Genomic DNA, 23,506 nt, shown 5'->3' on the forward strand with positions numbered 1-23,506 from the left:
TTCATGCGCACGCCCGGAAAAGTCTTCCCGCTGTTCTTCCTCGCGCTTGTCGTCGCGCTCATCGCCGGCACGACCCTTCGCGCCCAGACCGTGCGCTGGGACCCGCCGTCCGGCCAGCTGGGTTTCAACCAGGTCAGCGAGCTCGCCCTCGTCTTCGAGGAGTGCGAGCCCGACGGCGCCCCGCCCATCCCGCAGGTCGACGGCCTCGTGCTGGGCCGCCCCTCGCAGAGCAGCGAGACCCAGATGATCAACTTCAAGGTCTCCCGCCGCTTCGTCCTCACCTACCCCGTCCGCCCGACCAAGCGCGCCACCATCTCGATCCCCGCCTTCACGATCCAGACCGACAAGGGCGCCCTGCGCGTCGCCGCCGCGAACTACTCCGTCGGCGAGGCCACCGTCGGCAACAGCGGAATCGCCGTCGCCGACATCGCCTCCGCCAAGCTCAACGTCCCGAAGAACACCTTCTGGGCCGGCGAGGTCTTCCCCGTTGCCTACGAACTGAGCGTCATCAAGCGCTACTTCCATTCCCCCGCCTCCGCCATCGACTGGCCGTCCGCACCGCTCGTGATCGAGGACTGGTCGAAACCCGAGCCGGGCGAGGCCATGCTGCGCGGCGAGCGCCGCTTCCTCGTCACGCAGTCCACCCGCGCCTACGCCAAGCAGCCGGGCACCTTCACCCTCAAGCCCGCGCAGCGAGCTCGTGAACCTCAACGTCGCCCAGAGCGGCTTCGGCTTCCCCTTCATGCAGACCGCGGTCGAGCAGCGCGTCCTCGCGACCGATCCGCTCGAGCTGACGATCAAGCCGCTCCCCGCCGCGCCGGCCGACTTCTCCGGCGCCGTCGGCAACTTCGCCCTCGTCTCCAAGGTCGTCCCCACCGCGCCCGCCGTCGGCGAGCCCGTCACCTGGACGCTCGAGCTCTCCGGCCTCGGCAACTGGCCCGATATCTCCGGCCTGCCCCAGCGCGAGGTCTCGAGCGACTTCTCCGTCGTCCAGCCCAAGTCGAAACGCACGATGAAGGACAACTCGCTCTTCGAGGGCACGCTGGCGGAGGACGTCGTGCTCGTGCCCAACAAGCCCGGCACCTACCAGCTCGGCTCGGTCAAGTTCACCTACTTCGACACCGCCAGCGGCAGCTACAAGACGATCACCACCGAGCCGGTCACGCTCACCGTCGCCCCCGCGGCCGCCGCGCCCACCGCGCCGTCGCCGAGCGGCCCGGTCCAGTTCTCGCTCAACCCGCCGGCGAACGGCGCCGCCCCCGCGCTCAAGCTGCCCGATCCCGTCGCCCCCACGCCGCCGGATAACCTGCCGCGCGACCCGCTCACCGAGTCGCGCCGCGGCTTCGCACCGATGAGCACCGATCGCCTCGTCGTCCTCAGTCTTCTGTCCTCCGTCCTCGGCCCCCTGCTCGCCTGGCTCACACTCGCCGCACTGCGCTCGCGCGCGCTCGACCCGCAGCGTCGCCGCCGCGAGGCGCGCGCCGCCCTCGCCGGCGTGCTCGACCGCATGCGCACCGCCGGGCCCGAAAGCGCCGCGCGCAACGTCCAGCTCCGCCTCTGGCAGCTCCACGCCGCCGCGCTCTGGGAAATCCCGCACGCCGCGCCGGGCGCGCCGCTCGTCCGCGCCGCCATCGCCGCGCGCGCCCGCGACGCCGCCGACGCCTGGACCGCGCTCTGGACCGAGGCCGACCGCGCCCAGCACGGCCGCGACGCCACCCTGCCGGCCGACTGGGGCCTCCGCGCCGAGGGCGCCCTGCAGGCCGTGCGCGTCCCCGGCTGGCCCTTCCTCTCGCTCTTCGCGCCGCGGCACCTGCTGCCCTTCCTCTTCGCGCTCGCGATCGCCTTCGCGCCCGCCAGCGCGCGCGCCGACGCCGCCGCGGACTACAAGGCGGGGCGTTTCGCCGCCGCCGAGGGCGCCTGGCACAAGGCCGTCGCCGCCGACCCGCGCGACTGGGCCGCCCGCCACAACCTCGGCCTCGCCCTCGCGCAGCAGGACCGCTGGGCCGAGGCGACCGCGCACTGGACCGCCGCCTTCCTCCTCGCTCCCTCCGACGCCAATGCCCGCGCCGATCTCGCCCTCGGCCTGCAACGTTCCGGGATGGCGCCGCCCGAGCTGGTCGAGTTTTCCCACGGTGAAGGCCGCTACGCGCTCGCCCGCGCCGCCTCGCCCGGCACATGGCAACTCGCCCTCCTCGGCGCCGCGCTGCTCATCGCGATCGCGCTCGTGCTGCTCCTGCTCAGGGGCTACGGCCGCATCGGCGGCTGGGCGCGGCCGACGGCGCTCGCCGTCGTCATCCTCGCCATCCTGCTCGCCGCCGCCGCCACGCTCAGCCTCCACACCTACGGCCAGCTCGCGCATCCCGACGCCGTGATGGTCTGGCGCGCCTCGACCCTGCGCTCGCTGCCGACCGAGGCCGACACGCAGAAAACCTCCCCGCTCTCCGCCGGCTCGATCGCCACCGTCGACAAGGCCTTCCTCGGCTGGAGCCGCCTGAACTTCCCCGGCGGCCAAACCGGCTGGGCCCGGACCGAGGACCTCGTGAAGCTGTATCGGTAGCGCACGGGCGGCGCCGGCCTCCCGCCCGCGCCGCGGAACGGAACCGCCTCGAATCCGGCGCTACGGCCGCGTCTTCCGCACCATCCGCCCGATCGACTCCTCCGGATTCAGCCGCGTGGCCTCGGCCAGCGTGACCCAGGCGACGTCGTGCGACTCGTCGCTGACGATCACGGGCTCCGCCGGGTCGGCCTCGATCAGGAAACGCACGTCGAAGTGCCAGTGCTCGGGCTCCGTCTTCCGCGCCGGGATGCGATGGCGGTCCACGTCGAAAATCTCCGCGGACACCGCCCGCACCCGCGTCAGTCCCGACTCCTCGCGCACCTCGCGCAGCGCCGCCGCGAGCAGGTCCGCCTCGCCGTCGGCATGGCCGCCCAGCTGCACCCACAGGTCGAGTTTGCGGTGATGCGTCAGCAGCACGCGGGTGCGCGCCGGGTCGACGACCCAGGCCGACGCCGTCAAATGCCCGTCGAGGCACGAGCGGCGCAGGCAGTCCGGATGCGCCGCGATGAAGGGAAATACCCCGCCAGCATCTCGCTCTCGTGCCCGGGCTCGGCACGGGCCGCGTGCCGGCGCAGCAGCGCCACGGTGTCGTCGAGCGTCATGGGCTCACCGCGTCTGATACCACTTGGCGTCGCCGGGCTGGTGCGTCCAGCCGTCGATCAGGGGGAAAATCTCGTCGATCGTCCGCGCGACGGCGAATTTCCCGCGGATCGTCTCGCGCATGAATTTCTCGTCCACGATCCGTTCGAACATCCGCAGCAGGTCGTCGTAATAGCCGTCCTGGTTGAGGATCACGATCGGCTTCTGCAGCACCTCGAGGTGCGCCAGCGTCAGGATCTCGAGCAGCTCCTCCAGCGTGCCCCAGCCGCCGGGCAGGGCGAGGAAGGCGTCGGCGCGCGTCTCCATCAGCATCTTCCGCTCGCGCATCGTGAGGACCGAGATCAGCTCGTCCGCCTCGGTGAACTCGAGCTCGCGCGCCTTCATGAATTCCGGGATCACGCCGATGACCTTGCCGCCGCCGGCCTTGGTGCCGCGCGCGACCGAGCCCATCAGGCCGGTCTTGCCGCCGCCGTAGACCAGCGCCCAGCCGCGCCGCGCGATCTCGCGCCCGACCTGCTCGGCCGCCGCCGCATACTTCGGCTCCAGCCGGTCGCTCGAGGAACAGTAGACGCACAGGGACTTCATGGGAGCACCAGAGATGGACGCAGATGCACCGGGATGAAATGCAAAAATCCCGTGGCCGGTCCGCCTGATCTGTGTCCATCTGTGTCCACCTGTGGTTGAAAAGAATCCCAGCTACCGCGGCCGCCTCGCGCCCTCGCCTACGGGCTACCTGCACCTCGGCCACGCGCGGACGTTCTGGATCGCGCACCAGCGCGCGCTGGCCGCGGGCGGCGCGCTGATCCTGCGCAACGACGACCTCGACGCCGCGCGCTGCCGCCCGGAGTTCGTCGCCGCCATGCTCGAGGATCTGGCCTGGTTCGGCTTCCGCTGGAGCGAGGGGCCCGACGTCGGCGGGCCGCACGCACCCTACGACCAGAGCCGCCGCCACGCGCACTACGCCGCGGCCTTCGACCGCCTGCGTGCCGCCGGCGCCATCTACCCCTGCACCTGCTCCCGCAAGGACGTGCAGGCCGCCGCGAGCGCCCCGCACGAGAGCCCGGCCGCCCCGGGCGTCGGCGACGAGCCGCACTATCCCGGCACCTGCCGGCCGGACCACCTCGCGCCGGCCGAGCGCATCCGCCGCGCCACGCTCCCGCGCGCCGGCGTGAACTGGCGCTTCCGCGTGCCCGAAGGCGAGACGCTCGCCTTCGCCGACGGGCATTTCGGGCCGCAACACGCCGTCGCCGGACGCGAGATCGCCGACTTCCTCGTCTGGCGCCGGGACGACACGCCGAGCTACCAGCTCGCCTGCACGGTGGACGACGCCGCGATGGGCATCACCGAGGTCGTGCGCGGCGCGGACCTGATCCGGTCGACCTTCCGGCAACTGCTGCTCTACCGCACGCTCGGCGCGGCCGCCCCGGCGTTCTTCCACTGCCCGCTCGTTACCGACGAGCACGGTGTGCGCCTCGCCAAGCGCCACGACGCCCTCTCGCTCCGCGCCCTCCGCGCCGCCGGGCGCACGCCGGCGGCGCTGCGCGCCGGATGGTAAATCCCGTCAGTGCCCGCGGCCGTGGTTGTGCCACGCCGTCGGCAGGATCGCCTCGGTGCCGATGAGGTAGTTGCGGTAGTAGAGCCAGAAGATCGCCGCGCCGAGCACCACGAGGAAGGCCAGTTCGCCCGCACCGCCGCCCGCCGAGCGGCTGGTGCGCCGCAGCGACTGCACGCACCAGATCACCGCCGGCGCGACGGCAAAGGCCACCAGCGAGGCGCCGAAGAGCACCATGCCCATGATGAAGAGCGTGCGCAGCAGGCCGTCCTCGATCAGCTTCGCCTTGTAGGCGATGATCTCGTTGGCGAGGTTCAGCAGCAGCAGGCAGCACGGAAGCACGTAGTATTTCTCGAGCGCGGCGGAGGCCTTCATCGTGGAAACCACTGCCGCGCCGGCCGCGCCGGGTCCAGACCGAAGCCGGCCCGCCGCGCGCTTGCCTCCGCGGCAATTCGGCTTTCAACCAACAGGGTCCCATGGCCACCTACGTCTACGAAACGATCCCCGAGCAACCCGGCGAGGCCCCGCGCCGCTTCGAGGTCGTGCAGAGCATGAAGGACGCGCCTCTCGCGCGCGACCCGGCCACCGGCCGGCGCGTGCGCCGCGTGATCTCCGGCGGCTACGGGCTGATGGGTGTGGGCGAAAAATTCCGCCGCCCCCGCCGCCGCGCCGTGCGCCCCCGGCTGCGCCTGCCACGCCGGCCCGCGCATTCCCCCGGTTTCCTAACCATGTCCGACCTCGAGAAGGCCTACACCGCGCCCGCCGGCGCCGCCCGGGGCGCCATTGTGATGGCGGCGCCCGACCTCACGCGCCATCCGCCGCGCAGCCCGCGCACCCGCCTCGGCGGCTACGTCCACCTGCCGCGCCTGATCGACAAGGCCCGTGCCCAGATCGCCGGCACGAACGGCGACTACCACTTCGACTGCCCGATGGACCAGCGCTTCTGGGCCTTCACCGGCATCGCGCCGGAGGCGATGTTCGCCGCGATCCAGTCGGGCCAGAGCGACAGCGAGCTGCTCGCCTTCGTGCAGGCCCACACCCGCCGCCACCCCAGCGAGATCGCGGCGTGGTCGCAGTGGTTCGAGCAGCTGACGCCCGGCTCGCCGGAGTCGCGCGAGTTTTTCAACGCCGTCCACCGCCAGAACGCCCCGCAGCGCGAGGACATCGTCACCTGGTTCGACTGGCTGGAGCTGGACGACTACGTGACCTTTGGCGGAAGGCCGTAACGGAATCCCCGCCGCGCGCGCCGGAATCGGAGAAGCTCAGAGCTCGGTATACTTGTCCGCCCGCCCGCGGGCCTTCTCGACCGGGTATTTGGCGGCGTTCTGCGCCAGCTTCGCCTCGATCGCGGCGGCGAGGTCGAGCTGGCTGATGTTGGCGAACTCCAGCGCGTAGATCACCACGTCGGCGAGTTCGTCCGCGATCTTCTGGCGCTTCCTCGCGTCGGCGACGACCGCCTGCGACGCCGCCGACTCGCTCCAGAGGAAATGCTCCATCAGCTCGCCCGCCTCGGCCGCGAGCGCCATGCTCAGGTTCTTCGGCGAGTGGAACTGCACCCAGTCGCGCTCGCGGGCGAACGCCATCACGCGCTCCCGCAGCTCCGCCACCGTGGTCTGGTCGTCGCGCATCGGTTTGCTCATGCGCGCACCCTGTCGCGCGGCCTCCGCCGGGGCAAGACGGCTGTGCCATTGAGTCATAGGGGCAGCTGGCACGGTTCCGGCTGAAGAAACCACTTGTTGATCCGATGCGTCTATGCATCGTCCAAGATACTCACTCAATGGCTCACGCCGCTCCAGTCCATCGTCACGCTCGCCGCGCTGCGCTCTCGCAGGCGGTCACGTGCTTTGGCATGCAGCAAATGCTGCAACAGCGCCAGTGCGTCGCCATTTGGGTCAAACTTACCGACGCGGGCTGCCTGGCCTGACGGGACCGAAACCAAGGTCCAACGTCCTCAACCCAGGAGACCCGCCGGTGAAAACCGACGAGCCCCGCTCACCATTTTTCCTTCCTTTCCCATGCATACGATCATCCCAGCCCTCAGCCGCTCCCCGACCGACGACAGCGTCACGGTCGCGGACTTCCGTCAGCCTCGTTACGAGATCGCGGAGCTCGCGCAGGCGCTGAAACTCGACGTCTTCATTCCCGGCGTCGAACCCAGCCACGTGGACATCACCACGCGCGGGCCGGACCTCGTGATCGTCGCGCGTAAGCCGCACCTCGTGCGCCCGAACTGGCGCGCGCTCCACCTCGAAGCCGCGCAGCGCGACTACGAGCTGAAGCTGCGCCTCGGCCACGGCTTCGACTTCGACGCGCTGCGCGCCGAGATGCGCGACGGCGTGCTAATGATCGTCGTGCCGAAACGTAATGTTTCGGTGACACGCGCATCTGCGCGCCGCGTGGCATAGAACCGGCTATCAACCGATCACAGTTTCACTTCCCCCGCCTAGCGGGGGTTTGGGGTAGATAACAGCAATGGCGGGCCGCCCAGGGGTGGGCGGCCCGCTTCCCTTTTCCGAGGACAATTATCAGCCGCGTTCATCCGCGCGCGCGGCGCGAGCCGGACACGACAAGTTTTGTTCATCCCCGCGCGCCCGCGCCCGAGCGACGACGCCCGCCGCGCGGCCCGGCGGAGAAATTTCTCTGGAACAAAAGCCCGCGCGCCGGGTTCTGATCCTAACGACCGCAGTCATCATTTCGCCATGACCCACTTCCCCAAAAGTCCTTCCGCTTCGCCTTCGGGCCGCCGGCACTCGTGCCGGTCCGCTCGGGCGCAACGCGTGACGTGACCTGGGGACGGAGAATTTTCAGCGCCCCGGCGCTCGACCCGCGCCGCGAACTCGAGCCGCTCCCGTTCATCGCCGCCCGCGTGACACAGCCCTCGGGCCACCGCGCCGAGTGAGCGCGCTCAGCGCTCCGGCACCGGCCAGCTGACGCGCGCCTCGCCGCCGGCGTCCTGCTTCAGCCGCTCGGCCAGCACCGGCAACACCCGCCGGAATTCCTCGTCGATCCGCCACGGGGGATTCAGCACCAGCAGGCCGCAGCCCTTCATCCGCACCTGCGCGGCGTCCGCCGCGATCTGCAGCTCCGCACACACCGCCGGCGGCGCGAACGGCGAGTCCGCCACCTCGCGCAGGAAGCGGTCGCTCTTGGTCCGCTCGGTGATCGGATACCAGATCGCATACGTGCCGCTCGGGAACCGCGCCAGCGCCTCGCGCAGCCCCGCGCGGATGTCGGCGAACTCGGTCGCGTTCTCGAAGGGCGGGTCGATCAGCACGAGCGCGCGCTTTTCCGGCGGCGGCAGCATCGCCTTCAGCGCAGTGTAGCCGTCCAGGCGCTGCACCGACACGCGCCGCTCCCGGCCAAAATCAATCGCCAGCGCCTCCGCGTCGTCCTCGCGCAGCTCGCACAGCGCCGCCCGGTCCTGCGCCCGCAGCGCCGCCTGCACGATCCACGGCGAACCGGGATAGAATTGCAGCTCGTCCGCCCGGCCGCCGGCGCGCGCGTTGAACGCCCGCACCGCGGCGACATAACCGGCCAGGTCCGCCGGCAGGTCCGTCGCCGCCCACAGGCGGCCGATGCCCGCCGGCCACTCCGGCGCGCGCTCGCGCCCGTCGGGCAGGAGCGTGGTCGTGCTGAGGTCGTAGCCGCCGCGACCGGCGTGGGTGTCGAGGTAGAGGAAGCCCTTTTCCTTGCGCTGCATCGCCCGCACGAGCTGGAGCAGCAGCGCGTGCTTGAACACGTCGGCGTAGTTGCCCGCGTGGTAGTGGTGCCGGTAATTCACGCGCGGGTCAGGCGACCGGGACCTTCACCACCGCCTTGTGCACCAGCTGCGCGCGACCGCGCAGCTGGAGCGACGGCATGTGCCCGTCCGCCGGGAAGAACAGCGCCGCGTCGCCCGCGCGCATCGTCAGGCGCGTCGCGTCCGCCGTGTCGGCGTATTTCCGGAGGTCGCGCTCGGAGTCGTAATCGGTGGTCGGACTGAGCCGCGCGATATCCTCGACCTCCATCGCCTCCTCGCCGGCGACGATGACCTGCACGTCGATGTATCGGCGGTGCGACTCGAAGAAGCCGTCCGGACGCGCCTTGGTCAGGTAAGCCTGCTCCATCACGAACGCCCCGCCGGCGAGCTCGACGCGGCTGCTGGTGCCCGGCGCGATGGCAAGGATGCGCCGGTGCACGTCCGAACCGGGGCGCAGCGCCTCGGCCACGTAGGCGAAGGCGGCGGCGAACTTTTCCGCGGGTTGCTGCGCGCGCAGGGAGGCGAACGGGGCGAATTGGGCCATGTGCCGAGGATTGCCCGCCGCGCCCGCGCGGCAAGAGCGTTCCACGGCTCGCCGCCCCGGCGGCCCGCTCCGGCAGAAAAAGTTCGAGGGGCGCGGGAATTCGTGGCGTATTACCCCCCGAACGCCGCCATGGTGGCGGCCTTCACCCAACTCATCCCGAACCCCCATGAAGAACCTCACCCGCCTCGTCGTCACCGTGTTCGCCCTCTCGCTCGGCTCGCTCGCCTTCGCCGGCGACAAGAAGGAAGCCTGCAAGGACTGCAAAGACTGCAAGGAGTGCTGCAAGAGCGAGCCCTGCGGCTGCAAGGCCGACAAGGACGCCAAGAAGGACGAGAAGAAGCCCGAGAAGAAATAATCATCCCGCGCCTGTCGCCCGCCCGCCGACCGCGAGCGGGTTTTCTTTTGGCCGCCGCCGGCGCTCAGGCCGCGGCCGAGGGCCGGAGGGCGTGGGCGTTGCCGAGGATCTGGCGCGCGAGCTCGAGCTGCGCCTTGTTGAGCGCGATGCGCTGCCGCTGGTGCCAGCCGATCAGCACCACTCCGCTGGCGCGCTCGCCCTCGAGGAGCGGCACGAGCACGAACGACGGCGGCGCGTCGCTGTTCTCCCGCATCCAGGCGGGGAGATACGGCTTCAGCTTCTCCTCGTGCAGGTCGTGGATCACGACCGCCTCGCGGCGCGACAGGCACACGCCGAAGACCGTGCGCTCGTCCGAGCGCACCGCCGCGATCGCCTGGAAGCGCGGCCAGCGCTCGCCCACGCCGTGCGTGAGCGGCAGCGACAAGCCGCCGGGCTTGATCGCGAACGTCCAGCATTCCTGCGCCGCGAAGCTGTCGCGCACGAGCGTCAGCGCCGAGAGCCACGGATCGCGCGCCACCGGCGCGGGCGGTTCGGGCAGCGCCGCCGTCTCGAACGGCGGCACCGAGGCCGGCGGACTCGGAGGCACGGACGGGACTGCTCCATCGGGCGGCACGGCGGCGGGCGGCGCTTCGGCCGCCGGCGATTCCTCCGGGGCCACGGCCGGCTCCGGCGGGGCCGCGGGCGCCGCCTCGGTCGCCGCGGCCGCGGCCGCGAGCGGCGCCACCGCCGCTTCGCCGAGGGCCTGCGCCAGGGTCGTGTTGATCGCGTCGTCGGCCGCGGCGATGACCAGCACTTCCGGCCCGGCCTCCGGGGCGGGCGGCGTGATCACGACGCTGTCCGGCGCGACGTGCTGCACGCGGGCGCGGATGCGGTTGAGGCTCGCGGTGGGCAGCGCGGTGATGCCGTCGGCGCGGAGAAAACCGGAAAGGCGCGCGTCCGCGTGCTCCAGCGCCTGCGGAATGTAGTCCAGCCCGTCGGGGATCACCCGCCGGAAACGCTTGGCCAGCTCGCGGGTCTGCTCGCCGAACGAGTCGGAGCTCTTCGCGGCGTCGAGCGCCAGCCGCGCGATCCGGCTGCCGAAATCGGCCATCGCCAGCAGGCGCGTCTCCGGCAGCGTCGCCGTGCCGGCCAGCGCCTCCGGCGTCGTGTCGCGCAGCGCGCGCATGAACTCCTCCGGCAGGCGCGCGCTCGTGAGCAGGCGGCGGCTGAGCTCCAGGGGCGTGAGCCCGAACATGCCGCGGAAAGCGATGTCCTCGGGCTTGTCCTTCAGGCGCTCCTGCGCCGCGCGGTAATGCTCGAGCGAGACCGCCGGCAGCAGGATGTGGCCGAAATTGCGTAGCGCCGCGCAGGCGAAGGCCGCCTCGGCGTCGACGTAGCCGAACTTCTGCGCGCATCCCTGCGCGATCAGGCCGGCGCACAGCGCCTGCGCCGCCGCCTCGCGCTGCTCCGGCGGGTTCCGGGCGCCGGCGTTCTCGATCAGCATGATCGAGAGCGTGAGGCTGCGCACGCGGGCGAAGCCGATCTGGTGGATCGCATGCGTGAGCGACGAGAGCGGCGTGAAACTCGGATTGTGCACGATCGTGTTCGCGATTTGCACGATGCGCGCGAGCACGGCCGCGTCCTTCTCGATCAGCTCCGCGAGCTCCTGGATCGTGACCTCGGCGAGATTGGTCGAGATCGTCTCGATGATCTTGAGCAGCTCCGGCAGGCCCGCGCCCTTGCCGTTCTGCAAAGCGGTGCGGGCCCGATCCAGCGTCGCGGTGGCCGTGAGCGGGGTGAGCACCCTTCGTCCATCGGCGCGATTTACCGGAAATTTAGCCCGCCCCTACTCGAAACCGAACAATTCCCCCATCTGCCGGCGCTCCTTCTTCGTCGGCCGGCCGCGGCCGCGCTCGCGCGCCAGCAGGTGCTCGAGGCTGGCCTGCTTCGCGCGCTCGTATTCGGCGGCGGGGGTGAGATCGACCAGGAATTCCGGCAGCTGCTTCGCGCCCACGCGCGAGCGGGGCACGCCGACGACCTTCAGCGTCCGCGTCACCAGGCCCACGCGCGCGGTCACCACCTCGCCGACGTGGATGTCGCGCCCGGGCTTGGCGGCGAGGCCGTTGACCTGCACGCGGCCGTTGCGGCACACGGCCGCCGCCTCGGCGCGCGTCTTGAACACGCGCACGCTCCAGAGCCATTTGTCGAGCCGGGGATCGTCCATCGGTATCGCCGTCATGGTTGGCACAAGCCGCAAGAAAAAGACACTCCGGAAATCCGCCGCGCGGGCCCGCGGCGCCCTCAGCGCCCGCCGTGCCGCCGCTCCCAGGCGAAGAGATACTGCTGCGCCAGCCCCGCGAGCGGCCCGAAGTGCGCGCGGCCGAACTGCGCCACCTGCGCCGGCTTCCAGCCGTCGAGCCCGTAGCGGCGCGCCAGCGCCTTCAGGATCCAGGTGTCGACCGGGAACGCCTCCAGCCGGCCCGCGCCGAAGAGCAGCACGCAGTCCGCGACCTTCTCGCCCACGCCGGGCAGCGTCACCAGCCGCGCCTTCGCCTCCGCATACGGCGCGGCCTCGGTCGCCTCCAGCCAGCCGGGGTGCGCGGCGAGAAACGCCGCCGTCTCGCGGATGTAGCGCGCGCGAAAACCCAGCAAGCACCCGCGAAGCTCCGCCTCCGGAATCGCCGCGAGCTCGGTCCACGTCGGCAGGCGGCGGACCGGTGCAAATCCCTCCGCGTCCGCGGCGAGCGCCGCGCCGTGGCGCTCCGCGAGCAGCGCGACCATCTGCTTGATCTGCACGATCTGCTTCGTCGCGCTGCACAGGAACCCGAGCAGCGTCTCGCCGAAGGGCTGGCGCAGCAGCCGCAGGCCGCGGAAATCCTCGACGCAGCGCGCGAGGTGCGCGTCGCTGCGCCACGGCAGCGCGTCGGTCAGCGCGGTCCAGTCGCGCTCGGCGCCAAGGTAGCGCGGCAGCGCCGCCGCCACGCGGGCCCGGATCGCCGCCGGCGCGCGCCACTCGAGGCGGTCGCCGTTCCGGCGGAGCTGCGCCGCGCAATCGGCCCAGGCGCCCGACCACGTGCCGTCGGCATGGCGTTGCCAGCGGAAGGCCTGGCCGCCGTCGAGCGTCTCGGCCAGCACCGCGGCGGCGGGCGCCCAGCCCGCGACGGCCTGCCACTCACTCCAGCCGCGCCCGGACATGCGTCACTTCCGGACCGGTTTTTCCCAGAGGTAGCTCTTCTCCAGCGCCAGCGGCTGGCCGGCGGCGTCGATGAGCTCGAGCTTCCACGCCATCGGCGAGATCGTGCTCGCCGCCCAGTCCGAGCCGGTCAGGCCGAGCTGGTAGACCTGGGTGCCCGCCGGCAGCCGGGCCGCGAACTCGAAATGCCGCGGCTCCGTCGCACCGGGGGTCACGACCTCCAGCCGGAAGCGGATCTCGCGCGCCGGACCGTCGTTGTCCGTGCGGACGAGGAAATAGTAGCCGCCGCGCGCGGCCGGCTGCGTGCGCAGGACGATCTCGCCGCCGGTGTTCTCCCGGCCGGTGAAATACTCCGAGATGCGCTTGAACGAGCCGGCGTCGCGCCAGCCGGTGAACACGCGCACGACGCGCACCTCCGCGGCGGCGCGGACCTCCGCCGCGAGGGAGGAGGCGGCGACGGCGAGGGCGAGGGAAAGCGCGAGGATTCGCATGGGCGCACCGTGCCGTCAGGGCGCGGCGAGGTAAACCCTTTGTAGCGATGGAAGCCGAGCAGCGCCGGCTCCCAGCCGCGCACGGCCGGGTTGATCAGATACGCGCGCACGCCGAAGAACACCGGCGCGATCGGCGCCGCCTCGAGCAGGCGCGCCTCGGCCTGCTGGAACCGCCCGTAGCGCGCCGCCGGCGCGGCCTCCGCCGCCGCGGCCGCGATCGCGGCGTCGTAGTCGCGGTCGGCCCAGCCGGTCCAGTTGTTCGAGCCGCCGCCGACGAACATGTCGAGGAACGTCACCGGGTCGACGAAGTCGCCCACCCAGCGCGCGCTCGAGATCGCGTAGGCGAGCGCCTGCTGGTTCGCGACCCAGGTCTTCTGCTCCATCGGCGAGAGCGTCACGCGCACGCCGAGGTCGCGCGCCCACATCGCCTGGATGGCCTCGAGCGTCTTGGCGTGCAGCTCGTCGTTCTTGATCTGCACGTCGAGCACCGGGAAGCCCTTCCCCGCCGGGAATCCCGCCGCGGCGAGCAGCGCCTGTGCCTGCGCCACGTCGTGCGGCACGCGCGCGGTGGCGGTGTAGCCGGCGCAGTCCGGCGGCGTGTAGTGCGGCGCGGGGGCGCGGGTGCCGCGCAGCAGCGTGCGCGACAGTTGCTCGCGGTCGATGGCGAGCGAGAGCGCGCGGCGCACGCGCGGGTCGTCGAGCGGCGGGCGCGTGGTGTTGAAGCGGAGGAAGAAGGTCTCGAGGAACGGATCGAGCCGCAGCGACCCGGGCGCGGTCCGGCGGTAGGTGTCGACCTTGGCCAGCGGCAGCTCGTTGGTGACGTCGACCTGGCCGGCGCGGAAGGCGCGCTCGTCGACGTCCATGTTCTCCGTCGGGAAAAACACGATGCCGTCGAGCCGCACGGCGGCGGCATCCCAGTAATGCGGGTTGCGCCCCACCTCGACGCGGGCGTTCGGCTGCCAGGTCTTCAGGATGAACGGGCCGTTGCCGACGAGGTTGCCGGGGCGCGTCCACGCCGTGCCGCGCGCGGCGGTGGCGCCGAATTTCTCCAGCACCGCCGGCGGCACGGGGAACCAGACCGGGTTGGCCGTCAGCGCGGGCAGATACGGCGTCGCACGCTCGAGGGTGAGGCGCAGCGTGCGCTCGTCGACCGCCGCCGCGCCGAGCGTGGCGGGATCGGCCTTGCCGTTGGCGATGGCTTCGGCGTTTCGCAGCGGGAAGAGCAGGTAGCTGTATTCGGCGGCGAGCCGCGGCGAGAGCGCGCGTCGCCACGAGGCGATGAAGTCGGCCGCCGTCAGCGGCGTGCCGTCGGACCACTTCAGGCCGGCGCGCAGGTGGAACGTCCAGGTCAGCCCGTCCGCGGAGGCCTCCCAGCGCTCCGCAGCGCCGGGCACGGGCGCGGAGGTCTTCTCGTCCAGCGCGCACAGGCCCTCGAAGAGCGCCAGGGCGATGTTCTGGTCGGTGAAGGCCGTCATCACCTGCGGGTCGAGGTCCTGCGGCTCGGCGCCGTTGCCCACGCGCAGCACCGCGGGCGCCGGCGCGGCGGACTTCGGCGCGGATTTCGAGCAGCCGGCCAGCGCCAGGACGGCGGCGGCCAGGGCAAGGGCGAGCGGGAACGGACGCATGGCCGCAACATGCACGGCCCCGCCCCCGCGCAAGGCACTGAAATCCCGGCGCCGCGTGCCGATGAACGGGAGGAGACCCCTTGAGCGCCTCCGCCCAAACACCCGCCGCCACCTCCGCGGTCGTGGCCGACGTCCAGCGCCGGCACGCGACGGCCTTGCGGAGCTATGCCCTCGAGCTCTGGGACGGCGACGCCGCGCGGGCGGACAAGTCGCTCGCGGCGTTCTGGCGCAACTGGCGGCCGGCCGCCGCCCGCGCCGACGACCTGGCGCGCGACGCCGTCTTCGGCGCGCTCCGCCGGCACGTCGTCGCCGATCAGCGCCGCGCCGGCCCGCGCGCGGAAAGTGCCAGCGACGACAGCGCGGACGAACCGACGCATCCCAGCGAGCGCGTCGCCGCGCGCTTCCGCCAGCTGACGCCGAAGCAGCAGGAGGCGCTCCGCCTGCGGCTGCGCCACGGCTTCGAGACCGAGGAGATCGCGCAGATCACCGAACTGTCGGCCGCCCACGCCGCCCAACTCATCCACACCGCCCTCGCCCGCCTCAACGGCACGCCCGGCGAGGACGCGCGCCTCACCCAGCTCGCGTTCGCCGGCGCGACGGCCGAGCAGCTCGCCGGCGAGTCGCCCGAACATCGCGCGCGCGTGGCCGAGCTGCGCGTGACGCTCGAGGTCGCCCGCCAGGTGCTCGCCCGCGGCGTGGAGGCGTTCGCGCCCCAGCGGCGCCGCGGCGGACCGCGTCGGACCGTCTGGATCGCCGCCGGCCTCGCGGTGGCGGCGCTGCTGGTCGGCGGAGCGCTCTGGATGCGTCGCCGGTCGGTGAACCTTTCCCCGAGTCGGACCGGATCGAAGGCTCGGGCGCCGCGCGCGTCGCAATCGCCCGGACCGCATCGCCCGACGGCGATCCCGCCCCACGCGCCGCCGCCGGCGCGCCGGACACCTCCTCTCCCCGCCGCGCATCACGCGACCAGCGCGCGCGGTCGCCGCGGAGCATTCCCCGGCCGATCCGGCGTCCGCCCGCGCGCCAGCGCCCTCCGCGCGCGCCGGCATCCCGACCGGCGAGGTCGGCCGCGCGGAACCGCCCGCCTCCGCCCGCGGGGCGGCCGACGCCGCGAAAGTCGACGCACCGCCGGCCCAGCCGCGCGGCCAGCAGGAAAGCCGCGAAGCTCCCGCGGCAACGTCCCCCGCAACGGCAACGCCGGCCGAGGCAGCGGCTGCTCCCCGGCGGCGCGAGCGCAACCGGCCGCCCCGCCGCCGGCGGGCGCGCCCGCGCCGGCGAGCCCGGTTCCGGTTGCCGCGCCGAGCTCGACCACGTCGCCGCCGGCGGACATCGCCTCATCCGCCTCCCCGGCCCGTTCCGGATTGTCGGCCGCACGGCTCGACACCGCCCCGATCGCGGCGTTGCGCCGCGCGCTGGAGGCCTCGCGCTGGCCGGAACGGCGGCAGGTGAACGTCGCCGCCTTGGTCAACCGCGCTCCCGCCGGCTCCACGCCGCCCGGCGCGAGCGCCCCGGTGTTGGTCGCGAACGTCGAATCCAGCGCGGCGCCCGGGCACGCCGGACGGCGCCTGGTGCGCGTGGCCCTGCGCGCGCGCGAAGCCCCGCCGGCGCCGCGCGCGCCGGCGACCGTGATCCTGCTGCTGGACGTCTCCGGCTCGATGGACGCGCCCAATCGCCTGCCGCTCGTCCAGGAGGCGGCGGTGGCGCTGCTGCGCCGGCTGCGCCCCGAGGACCGCGTGGGTCTCGTCACCTATGCCGGCGAGTCGCGCGTGCTGCTGCGCCCGACCGCGCTCGCCCACGAGGCCGCCGTCCGCGCCGCGATCGAGGCGCTCACGGCGCAGGGCCGCACCAACGGCGGGGCGGGGCTGCGCGAGGCGTTCGCGCTGGCCGCGGCCGACCGCGACGCGCCCGGCGAGCACGTCGTGCTGCTGTGCACCGACGGCGATTTCAACATGGGCGAGACGAGCGAGGCGGAGCTCGGCGCCTTGATCGACCGGCACCGCGACGCCGGCGTGCGCCTGGCGATCTTCGGCTTCGGCCGCCCCGACCGCATCGACGCGCGGCTCGAGGCCCTCGCGGCGCGCGCCCACGGCGGCAGCGGCTACGTGAACACCCGCGCCGAGGCCGAGCAGGCGCTCGCGACGCAGCTCGACGCGCTGTTCGCCCCCGTGGCCGAGGACCTGACCGCCACGGTGGAATTCGATCCCGCGCAGGTGGCGCGTTACCGCCGCCTCGGCGACGGCGCGACGCACGAGGCCGCGCGGGAAACGGCGGTGACCTTCGCCCGGCGCGAGCGCGTGCTTCCGGGCGAGACCGTCGCCGCGCTGTTCGAGATCGAGCCGGTGGCCGGCGCCCCGGCGGCCGGCGCCGCCCTCCGCGTGCGCGCCAGCGCCGTCGCCCCGGCCGGTCCGGAGGCGCGCGCGCCCTTCGCCGGCACCTGGCCGGCGGCGATCACCGCGGGCGATTTCGCCGGCGCGAGCGTGGATTTCCGCTTCGCCGCGGCGATGGCGGCGTTCGGCGAGGCGCTGCAGGCGGGGCCGGCCGAGGGCGCGGCGCAGCTTGACGCGATCGAGCGCTGGGCGCGCGGCGCAGTGGGCGAGGACGCCGGCGGCTACCGCGCGGAACTGCTGGCGTGGATCGCTCAGGCGCGGCGGGCGGCCGGACGCTGAGATGATCGCGCGCCGGTGGCGTCAACGCCGGAAAGCACCTGAATTCCGGCACCGGGCGGGAGCAATTTCGGTTGCCGGTGCGGGCGCGAACCGGCAATTACACGCGCCTATATGGAGTGGTTTTATGCCAGTGGCGGGAATCGCATGGGACCGGTCGGGGCGGCGGCGTTCGAGGGTCTCCTGCGCGACAACATCGTGAGCGCCGACACGCTGGTGTGGGCGAAGGGCATGGCGGAGTGGCAGCGCTGGAGCCAGGTCGAGCCGACGACGGGCGTGTGCAGCGTGTCGGGCGGCCGGTTCTTCACCCGCGACCTTGTCGCACACGACGGCCGCCTCGTCAGCGCTGAGCAGAAGGACGACTATTTCCAGCGCGTGCGCGAGGGCGTGAACCAGGTCGGCGAGATGCGCTACGCCGGCTTCTGGGTGCGCTTCCTGGCCAAGTTCCTCGACGGCCTGCTTCTGTGGATCCCGAACATGCTGATCAACGTGGCGTGGTCGATGGTCTTCTTCGGCCGGTTCATGTTCTCGCCGCAGCTCAACCAGTTCAACGCCGGCACCTGGTTCGCCTACCAGGGCGTGGCGTTTCTCTCCAACACCCTCGTCACGCTGATCTACCAGTGGTTCTTCCTCACGCGCTACGCCGCCACGCCGGGCAAGCTGGCGCTCGGCCTGAAGGTCGTGCGCAGCGACGGCTCGGCGATCACCGGCGGCCGCGCCATCGGCCGGGGGCTCTCGGAGATCCTGAGCCAGATCATCCTGTTCATCGGCTACCTCATCGCGGCGTTCGACGACGAGAAGCGCGCGCTGCACGACCGCATCTGCGACACGCGCGTGATCCGCACGAAATGACCCCGCACAAGCTCGCGTGCCCGAAGTGCCGGCGCACCGTGCCGGAAGTGTATTGGCAGGGCGTCGACGTCGTGCGCTGCCCCGCCTGCGAGGGCGAGTTCGAGCAGCTGCGCTTCCCCGCCCTCGCGGCCGCGCGCCGGGTCGAGCGCGCCGGCGCGCTCGGGGCTGGCGAGGCCAACTGCTACTTCCACGCCGAGAACCGCGCCGAGGTGGCCTGCGACGGCTGCGGCCGCTACGTCTGCGCGGTCTGCCGCGTGGCGATTTCCGGGCGCAACTACTGCCCGTCCTGCCTCGAGACGCGCGCCGACCGCCGCAAGCTCCCGGAGAACCACCGCCTGCTCTACGACCGCATCGCGCTCGTCGCGGCCTTCCTCCCGCTGATCGTGTGGCCGGCCACGCTCATCACGGCGCCGCTCGCGCTCGGGCTGTGCCTCTACGCCTGGCGGAAGCCGGGCAGCGTCATCCCCGGGTGGCGCCGCACGCGCCTGGTGGTCGCCGGGCTCTTCGCCACCGTGCAAATCGGCGCCTGGCTCTACGGGTTCGGCGTGATGCTCCTGAAATAACATGGCCGCCCCGACCGCCGCCCCCGTCTACCGCCCGCTCACGCCGATGAAGCGCGGGCTCGGCTCGCTCTCGCAGCTCTGCCTCGCGCCGGACCACCTCCTGCACATCAACTCCACCGGCTACAGCGAGAGCTACCGGCGGTTCTTCCTCCGCGACATCCAGGCGATGCTCATCGTGCACAACGCGCGCCGCGTGCTCTACGCCAGCGCCATCGTCATCGTCGGCCTCTTCGCCGCGATGATCGTGCACAGCGCCGGCGGCCGCGCGCTCGGCCTGGGCATCGTCGGCGCGCTCGTCCTCGCCCTCCTCGCCTGGAACCATCTGCGCGGCGCCGGCTGCCGCGTCGTCATCATCACCGCCGTGCAGCAGGAGAACATCGGCGCGCTCTGCCGCCTGCCGCGCACGCGCCGGATCCTCGCCGAGCTCCGCCCGCTCATCGAGGCCGCGCAGGCCGACCTCGCGGCAGGCAACGCCGCGGCGCCCGACGGCACCGCCGCCGACGGCGGCCCGGCCGCGCCGCCGCTGCCCCCGCCCCTGCCGCCGCCGCTGCCGTCATGACTACCCTCGCGGCGCGAAGTGCGTGCGGCACACCGAGCGCGAGGCCATCGCGCGCTGTCCTTCCTGCGGCGGCGATTTCTGCCGCGAATGCATCGTCGAGCACGCCGGCCGCATCCTCTGCGCCGCCTGCCTCGCGCGGGAAACCCAGGCCGCCGCCGCCCTGCCCCGCCCGGCGCGGCTCCGCCGCGCGACCGACGCGCTGGTGACGACCGCCGGCGTGCTGCTGCTGTGGGTCGCCTTCTACGCCTTCGGCCAGTTCCTCAAGGCCCTGCCGCCCGACCTGCACGAGGGCACGGTCTGGACCCGGGCGGTCGAATCCCCTGACATGGCGCGCCGCTCCGACCCCGACCGCATCCCCCGCGCCGTCGACCTGGTCGAGGAGGCGGTGCACCTGCTGCGCGCGCATCCCGGCGAACTCGGCCTCTACGGTGCGGGCACGGCGCCGTTCGCCGTGGGCGTGGTGTTTTTCTGGGCCTACGTGACGTGGTTCGTGCCCGGCGACGGCGCCGTGGCGCTCGGCGCGCTCGCCCTCGCCCTGCTCTTCGGCGTCATGCGCGCCGCGCAGCACCGCTTCGCGCAGAATCTCCGCGCCCGGCTGACCGGCGAGGCGCCGCCGGCCTGGACCGCGCGCCGCTGGGGCCGTGAATTCGCCGCCCAGCTCCGCCTGCAGGCCGCCGGCGTCGTGCTCCTGCCGCTCGCGGCGGTGTTCGGCGTGCCGTTCGGCTGGGCCTACGCGTATTTCCAGAGCGCGCTCGCGCTCCCGGCGCCGGCGGACGCCTCGACCGCCGATCGCCGCCGCGCCGCGTGGGAGCAGGCCGCGCTCTGGCCGGCGCAGAACCACCGCGCCCTCGCGATCCTCGCCGTGCTCTGGCTGATGGTGTTCCTCAACCTCGCCGTCGGCTTCTATCTCGTGCCCACGCTGGCCACGCGCTGGCTCGGGCTGCGCACGATCTTCGCCCTCTCCGGCTGGTCGTATCTCAACACCACTTTCCTCGTCGTCGTGGCCGTGCTGACCCACCTCGCGGTCGGCCCGCTGGTCAAGGCGTTCTACGTGCTGCGTGTCTTCCGCGGGCAGGCCCGGCGCACCGGGGCCGACCTGCGGCTCGTGCTCCGGCGCGAGCAGGCGCAGCGCGCCGCCGCGCGGGCCGTCGTCGCCGCGCTCGCGCTCTTCGTCGCCGCCGGAAGCCTCGCCCCGGCCGGACGCGCCGCAACCCCGCCGGCGCCCGCGACCGCCGCCGCCGATCCGCGCGCGCTCGACCGGGCGCTGGACGACGTGCTCGCGCGGCCCGATTTCCGCTGGCGGCTCCGGCCCGCCCCGACGCCCGAGGCGCAGAGGAAAAAGAGGGCATCCTCAAGGGCTTCCTCCGCGCCACCATCGACACGATCCGCGAGATCGTCCGCACGGTCGGGCGCTGGTTCGACCGTGCCAAGCGCTGGGTGTCCGACCTGCTGCCCGGGCGCGACCGAGACGACGGCACGAGCGATCCCGCGCGCGGCGCGCGGGCGTCGCTGGGCTGGATGGACGCCCTCCAGTTCGGTGCCTACGCGCTGCTGGTCGGCGTCGCCGGCCTGCTGCTCTGGGTGGTCTGGAAAGTCGTCGCCCACAACCGCGCGCACCCGCCCGCCGCGGCCGCCGCCTCCGGCGGGGCGCCGGCGGGCGCGCCGGACCTGCGCGACGAGAGCGTCGAGGCCTCGCGCCTGCCCGCGCACGAGTGGCTGGCGCTCGCCCGCACGCAGCTGGCCGCGGGCGAGTGGCGCCTGGCGTGGCGCGCGCTGTTCCTCGCCACGCTGGCGACCCACGCCCACGACGGCCTGCTCTCGCTGGCGAAGTTCAAGACCAACCTCGACTACGAGCGCGAGCTGCGCCGCCGCGCGCACGGCCGCGCGACGCTGGTGGAGGACTTCCGCTCGCGGCGGCGGGCCTTCGAGGCGGTCTGGTATGGCCGCGAGGCCGCGAGCCCCGAGGTCGCGCGCGACTGGCTGCGCCAGTTGGAGGGCCGCCCATGAACCGCCGCGCCGCCCGCTGGCTGGGACCGCTCGGGGCCTTCGCGCTCGCCGCCGCGATGCTCGGCTGGATCTTCTCCGTGCGGCTCGGCGGCGGCGACGTCTACCCCGCCTACTCGTCGTTCCGCGCCGACGCCCTCGGCACGCGCGCGCTCTACGAGGCGCTGGAGGCGCTGCCGGACTTCCGCGTCGACCGCGAACTGCGCCCGCTCGAACGCCTCGGCACGCCGCCGCGCGTGGTCTTCCTCCCCGGCCTGCGCTGGCACGAGTGGCGCGAGCGGCCCGAGGACCAGCTGGCCGCGCTCAACGCCGTGGCGAACAACGGCGGCACGGTCGTGCTCGCCTTCCAGGCCGTGAGCAAGGCCGAGGAGGAGGAGTGGGTCGCAGCCGACCAGGCGCGCCGGCAGCGCGAGGCCGAGGCGAAGAAAAAGCAGGGGACGGAAGACGACGAGCCGGACGAGAAGAAGAAGGACACCGCCCGGAAAAACCCGCCGCGCCGCGACCGCCGCCTGGGCAAGGAGCCGGAGGTGAAGTCGCTCGCCGAAGCCTGGCAGGTCGAGTTCAAGGTGCGGAATCTCCTCAACGCGAAGCCCCTCGCCACGCGCGCCGCCGAGGCGGCCGCGGCGCTGCCGGCGGAGCTGACGTGGCACAGCGAACTCGTTTTCGAGCCGAAGGCCGGCTCGCCCTGGCGCCGGCTCTTCCTGCGCGGCCACGAGGCCGTCGCGCTCGAGCGCCCGCTCGGCCGCGGCCGCCTCGTGCTGCTGGGCGACGCCTACGGCCTGAGCAACGAGGCGATGCAGCGGGCGCGCGCGACCGCCCTGCTGTCCTGGCTGATCGGCGGGCACCGGCGCGCGACCTTCGTCGAGAGCACGCTCGGGCTCGAGGCGGAGCCGGGCGTGGGCTTCCTCGCCCGGCGCTACGGCCTCGGCGGCGCGCTGGCGTTGCTGGCGCTCCTGGCCGGACTCTACCTCTGGCGGCGCGCTGTGGCGTTTTATCCCGTGCGCGACCCGCTCGAGCGCGGCGGCGAGGTGGCGCTGCGCTACGAGCCCGCCGCCGGCCTGACCGCGCTGCTCCGGCGCGCGCTCGGCGCGGGCGGCGTGCTGCCGGCCTGCGTGGCGGAGTGGCGGGCGACGCGCCCGGCCGGCGGCAAGGCCGCGGCCGCCGCGCGCCTCGACGCCGCCTGGGCGGCCCGCGACCCGCGGGCCGCGCCGGCGGAAACCTACAACGCGCTCGTGCGCGCGCTGAAGCCGCGCTGACCGATTTATGAACGAGAAACTCGCCCCCACCCTCGCCGCGCTCGCGGCGGCCCGCCGCGAAGTGGCCAAGGTCATCATCGGCCAGGAAGCCGCGGTCGAGCTCGCGCTGCTCACCATCCTCACGCGGCAGCACGCGCTGCTCGAGGGCGTGCCCGGCGTGGCCAAGACGCTCCTCGTCCGCACCCTCGCCCACGTGCTCGGCGCCGAAAGCGGCCGCGTGCAGTTCACGCCCGACCTCATGCCGGCCGACATCACCGGCACGAACATCTTCAACCTCCAGACCAACCAGTTCACCCTCGTGCGCGGGCCGGTGTTCACCACCTTCCTCCTCGCCGACGAGATCAACCGCGCCCCGGCCAAGACGCAGGCCGCGCTGCTCCAGGCCATGCAGGAACGCTGCGTCACCATCGACCGCGAGACGCACGCGCTCGACCCGGACTTCACCGTCTTCGCCACGCAGAACCCGGCCGAGTCCGAGGGCACCTACCCGCTGCCCGAGGCGCAGAAGGACCGTTTCATGTTCCGCATCCAGATGTCCTGCCCCGCCCGCGACGACGAGATCGCGCTCGCCCGCCGCATGCTGGCCAACGACGCCCCCGAGGCCGCGCTCGCCCGCGGCGAGGTGCAGCCCGTCCTCGAGCGCGGCCAGCTCGCCACCCTCCGCGCCACGCTCGAGGGCATCACCGTGCGCGACGAGCTCATGGCCTACATCGTCGACCTCGTGCGCGCCACCCGCACGGACGAGAGCGTGCTCGTCGGCGCCGGCCCGCGCGCCACGCAGGCGCTGCTCCTCGGCGGCCGCGCCAAGGCCGCGCTCGAGGGCCGCGACTTCGTGACGCCCGACGACCTCCGCCAGCTCGCCCCGCCGGTGCTCGCCCACCGCATCGTGCTGCGGCCGGAGTTCGAGATCGAGGGCCTGTCCGTCCACGAGGTGCTGAACCGCCTGCTCGAGCAGGTCGCCGTGCCGCGCTGACCGC

24 protein-coding genes and 1 pseudogene are annotated in these 23,506 nt (G+C 73.1%); 13 read left to right on the top strand and 12 right to left on the bottom strand.

The window, feature by feature from the left end:
* Nucleotides 1–3: 3 nt before the first annotated feature.
* Nucleotides 4–285 (top strand): annotated as a pseudogene (locus ACMYLB_RS19475) (hypothetical protein); the annotation flags it as partial.
* Nucleotides 286–700: 415 nt separating this feature from the next.
* Nucleotides 701–2,557: a BatD family protein gene (locus ACMYLB_RS19480; RefSeq protein ID WP_415908607.1), complete on the top strand. Its 1,857-nt coding sequence runs from the start codon at nt 701–703 to the stop codon at nt 2,555–2,557.
* Between the two features lie 60 nt (nt 2,558–2,617).
* Here ACMYLB_RS19480 and ACMYLB_RS19485 read toward each other — a convergent pair whose 3' ends face one another.
* The 3 genes from ACMYLB_RS19485 to ACMYLB_RS19495 are packed head-to-tail and all read right to left on the bottom strand — an operon-like array spanning nt 2,618 to nt 3,742.
* Complete coding sequence (locus ACMYLB_RS19485) at nt 2,618–3,016, bottom strand: NUDIX hydrolase (RefSeq protein WP_415908608.1); 399 nt, start codon at nt 3,014–3,016, stop codon at nt 2,618–2,620.
* On the bottom strand, nt 3,013–3,159 hold the full coding sequence (locus tag ACMYLB_RS19490) for a hypothetical protein (protein ID WP_415908609.1): 147 nt from the start codon (nt 3,157–3,159) through the stop codon (nt 3,013–3,015). Before ACMYLB_RS19490 ends, ACMYLB_RS19485 begins: the two co-directional genes overlap by 4 nt.
* A 4-nt stretch (nt 3,160–3,163) precedes the next feature.
* Nucleotides 3,164–3,742 (bottom strand): TIGR00730 family Rossman fold protein, encoded by a 579-nt coding sequence (locus ACMYLB_RS19495; protein WP_415908610.1) that lies wholly within the window; start codon nt 3,740–3,742, stop codon nt 3,164–3,166.
* A 91-nt stretch (nt 3,743–3,833) separates the two neighbouring features.
* Between ACMYLB_RS19495 and gluQRS the strand changes: the two genes are divergently transcribed.
* Nucleotides 3,834–4,712, top strand: a complete 879-nt coding sequence (gluQRS, locus tag ACMYLB_RS19500; RefSeq protein ID WP_415908611.1) for a tRNA glutamyl-Q(34) synthetase GluQRS — start codon at nt 3,834–3,836, stop codon at nt 4,710–4,712.
* Between the two features lie 6 nt (nt 4,713–4,718).
* Here gluQRS and ACMYLB_RS19505 read toward each other — a convergent pair whose 3' ends face one another.
* Nucleotides 4,719–5,084: a hypothetical protein gene (locus ACMYLB_RS19505; protein ID WP_415908612.1), complete on the bottom strand. Its 366-nt coding sequence runs from the start codon at nt 5,082–5,084 to the stop codon at nt 4,719–4,721.
* A 101-nt stretch (nt 5,085–5,185) separates the two neighbouring features.
* On the opposite strand from ACMYLB_RS19505, the gene ACMYLB_RS19510 reads away from it, so the two are divergent.
* Complete coding sequence (locus ACMYLB_RS19510) at nt 5,186–5,935, top strand: DUF5069 domain-containing protein (protein ID WP_415908613.1); 750 nt, start codon at nt 5,186–5,188, stop codon at nt 5,933–5,935.
* A 36-nt stretch (nt 5,936–5,971) separates the two neighbouring features.
* Here the strand turns inward: ACMYLB_RS19510 and ACMYLB_RS19515 are convergent, their stop codons facing one another.
* Nucleotides 5,972–6,349, bottom strand: a complete 378-nt coding sequence (locus ACMYLB_RS19515; RefSeq protein ID WP_415908614.1) for a nucleotide pyrophosphohydrolase — start codon at nt 6,347–6,349, stop codon at nt 5,972–5,974.
* A 375-nt stretch (nt 6,350–6,724) separates the two neighbouring features.
* Between ACMYLB_RS19515 and ACMYLB_RS19520 the strand changes: the two genes are divergently transcribed.
* Nucleotides 6,725–7,114, top strand: coding sequence for an Hsp20/alpha crystallin family protein (locus ACMYLB_RS19520; RefSeq protein WP_415908615.1), 390 nt, complete (start codon nt 6,725–6,727; stop codon nt 7,112–7,114).
* Between the two features lie 500 nt (nt 7,115–7,614).
* On the opposite strand, the gene ACMYLB_RS19525 is transcribed toward ACMYLB_RS19520, so the two are convergent.
* Together ACMYLB_RS19525 and ACMYLB_RS19530 are read right to left on the bottom strand one after the other, a co-directional pair.
* On the bottom strand, nt 7,615–8,490 hold the full coding sequence (locus tag ACMYLB_RS19525) for a 23S rRNA (adenine(2030)-N(6))-methyltransferase RlmJ (RefSeq protein WP_415908616.1): 876 nt from the start codon (nt 8,488–8,490) through the stop codon (nt 7,615–7,617).
* 7 nt (nt 8,491–8,497) lie between these two features.
* A complete protein-coding gene (locus tag ACMYLB_RS19530) occupies nt 8,498–8,992 on the bottom strand; it encodes a YhcH/YjgK/YiaL family protein (RefSeq protein WP_415908617.1) in 495 nt (164 codons plus the stop codon).
* 166 nt (nt 8,993–9,158) lie between these two features.
* On the opposite strand from ACMYLB_RS19530, the gene ACMYLB_RS19535 reads away from it, so the two are divergent.
* The gene (locus ACMYLB_RS19535; RefSeq protein WP_415908618.1) at nt 9,159–9,347 is read left to right on the top strand and encodes a hypothetical protein; all 189 of its coding nucleotides are present in this window, start codon (nt 9,159–9,161) and stop codon (nt 9,345–9,347) included.
* A 64-nt stretch (nt 9,348–9,411) separates the two neighbouring features.
* Here ACMYLB_RS19535 and ACMYLB_RS19540 read toward each other — a convergent pair whose 3' ends face one another.
* From ACMYLB_RS19540 to ACMYLB_RS19560, 5 genes are all read right to left on the bottom strand, one after another.
* Complete coding sequence (locus ACMYLB_RS19540) at nt 9,412–11,130, bottom strand: HDOD domain-containing protein (protein WP_415908619.1); 1,719 nt, start codon at nt 11,128–11,130, stop codon at nt 9,412–9,414.
* Nucleotides 11,131–11,172: 42 nt separating this feature from the next.
* Nucleotides 11,173–11,565: an RNA-binding S4 domain-containing protein gene (locus tag ACMYLB_RS19545; protein ID WP_415908620.1), complete on the bottom strand. Its 393-nt coding sequence runs from the start codon at nt 11,563–11,565 to the stop codon at nt 11,173–11,175.
* A gap of 62 nt (nt 11,566–11,627) precedes the next feature.
* Nucleotides 11,628–12,521, bottom strand: a complete 894-nt coding sequence (locus ACMYLB_RS19550) for a DNA-3-methyladenine glycosylase family protein (RefSeq protein ID WP_415908621.1) — start codon at nt 12,519–12,521, stop codon at nt 11,628–11,630.
* A 3-nt stretch (nt 12,522–12,524) separates the two neighbouring features.
* Nucleotides 12,525–12,734: a hypothetical protein gene (locus ACMYLB_RS19555; RefSeq protein ID WP_415908622.1), complete on the bottom strand. Its 210-nt coding sequence runs from the start codon at nt 12,732–12,734 to the stop codon at nt 12,525–12,527.
* Nucleotides 12,731–14,635, bottom strand: a complete 1,905-nt coding sequence (locus ACMYLB_RS19560) for a peptide ABC transporter substrate-binding protein (protein ID WP_415908623.1) — start codon at nt 14,633–14,635, stop codon at nt 12,731–12,733. The genes ACMYLB_RS19555 and ACMYLB_RS19560 overlap by 4 nt, the downstream gene beginning before the upstream one ends.
* An 80-nt stretch (nt 14,636–14,715) precedes the next feature.
* Between ACMYLB_RS19560 and ACMYLB_RS19565 the strand changes: the two genes are divergently transcribed.
* From ACMYLB_RS19565 to ACMYLB_RS19595, 7 genes are all read left to right on the top strand, one after another.
* Complete coding sequence (locus ACMYLB_RS19565) at nt 14,716–17,298, top strand: YfbK domain-containing protein (protein WP_415908624.1); 2,583 nt, start codon at nt 14,716–14,718, stop codon at nt 17,296–17,298.
* A gap of 144 nt (nt 17,299–17,442) precedes the next feature.
* Nucleotides 17,443–18,147 carry an RDD family protein gene (locus ACMYLB_RS19570; protein WP_415908625.1) on the top strand — a complete coding sequence of 235 codons (705 nt, stop codon included), beginning with the start codon at nt 17,443–17,445 and terminating at the stop codon, nt 18,145–18,147.
* On the top strand, nt 18,144–18,710 hold the full coding sequence (locus tag ACMYLB_RS19575; RefSeq protein ID WP_415908626.1) for a hypothetical protein: 567 nt from the start codon (nt 18,144–18,146) through the stop codon (nt 18,708–18,710). Before ACMYLB_RS19570 ends, ACMYLB_RS19575 begins: the two co-directional genes overlap by 4 nt.
* A 1-nt stretch (nt 18,711) precedes the next feature.
* Nucleotides 18,712–19,269 carry a hypothetical protein gene (locus ACMYLB_RS19580; RefSeq protein ID WP_415908627.1) on the top strand — a complete coding sequence of 186 codons (558 nt, stop codon included), beginning with the start codon at nt 18,712–18,714 and terminating at the stop codon, nt 19,267–19,269.
* A 1,437-nt stretch (nt 19,270–20,706) separates the two neighbouring features.
* On the top strand, nt 20,707–21,276 hold the full coding sequence (locus ACMYLB_RS19585) for a hypothetical protein (protein ID WP_415908628.1): 570 nt from the start codon (nt 20,707–20,709) through the stop codon (nt 21,274–21,276).
* On the top strand, nt 21,273–22,529 hold the full coding sequence (locus ACMYLB_RS19590) for a DUF4350 domain-containing protein (protein ID WP_415908629.1): 1,257 nt from the start codon (nt 21,273–21,275) through the stop codon (nt 22,527–22,529). The genes ACMYLB_RS19585 and ACMYLB_RS19590 overlap by 4 nt, the downstream gene beginning before the upstream one ends.
* A gap of 7 nt (nt 22,530–22,536) precedes the next feature.
* Nucleotides 22,537–23,502, top strand: coding sequence for an AAA family ATPase (locus ACMYLB_RS19595; RefSeq protein ID WP_415908630.1), 966 nt, complete (start codon nt 22,537–22,539; stop codon nt 23,500–23,502).
* Nucleotides 23,503–23,506: the final 4 nt, after the last annotated feature.

The sequence above is a fragment of the Oleiharenicola sp. Vm1 genome (assembly GCF_047777955.1).
GTDB lineage: Bacteria > Verrucomicrobiota > Verrucomicrobiia > Opitutales > Opitutaceae > Didemnitutus.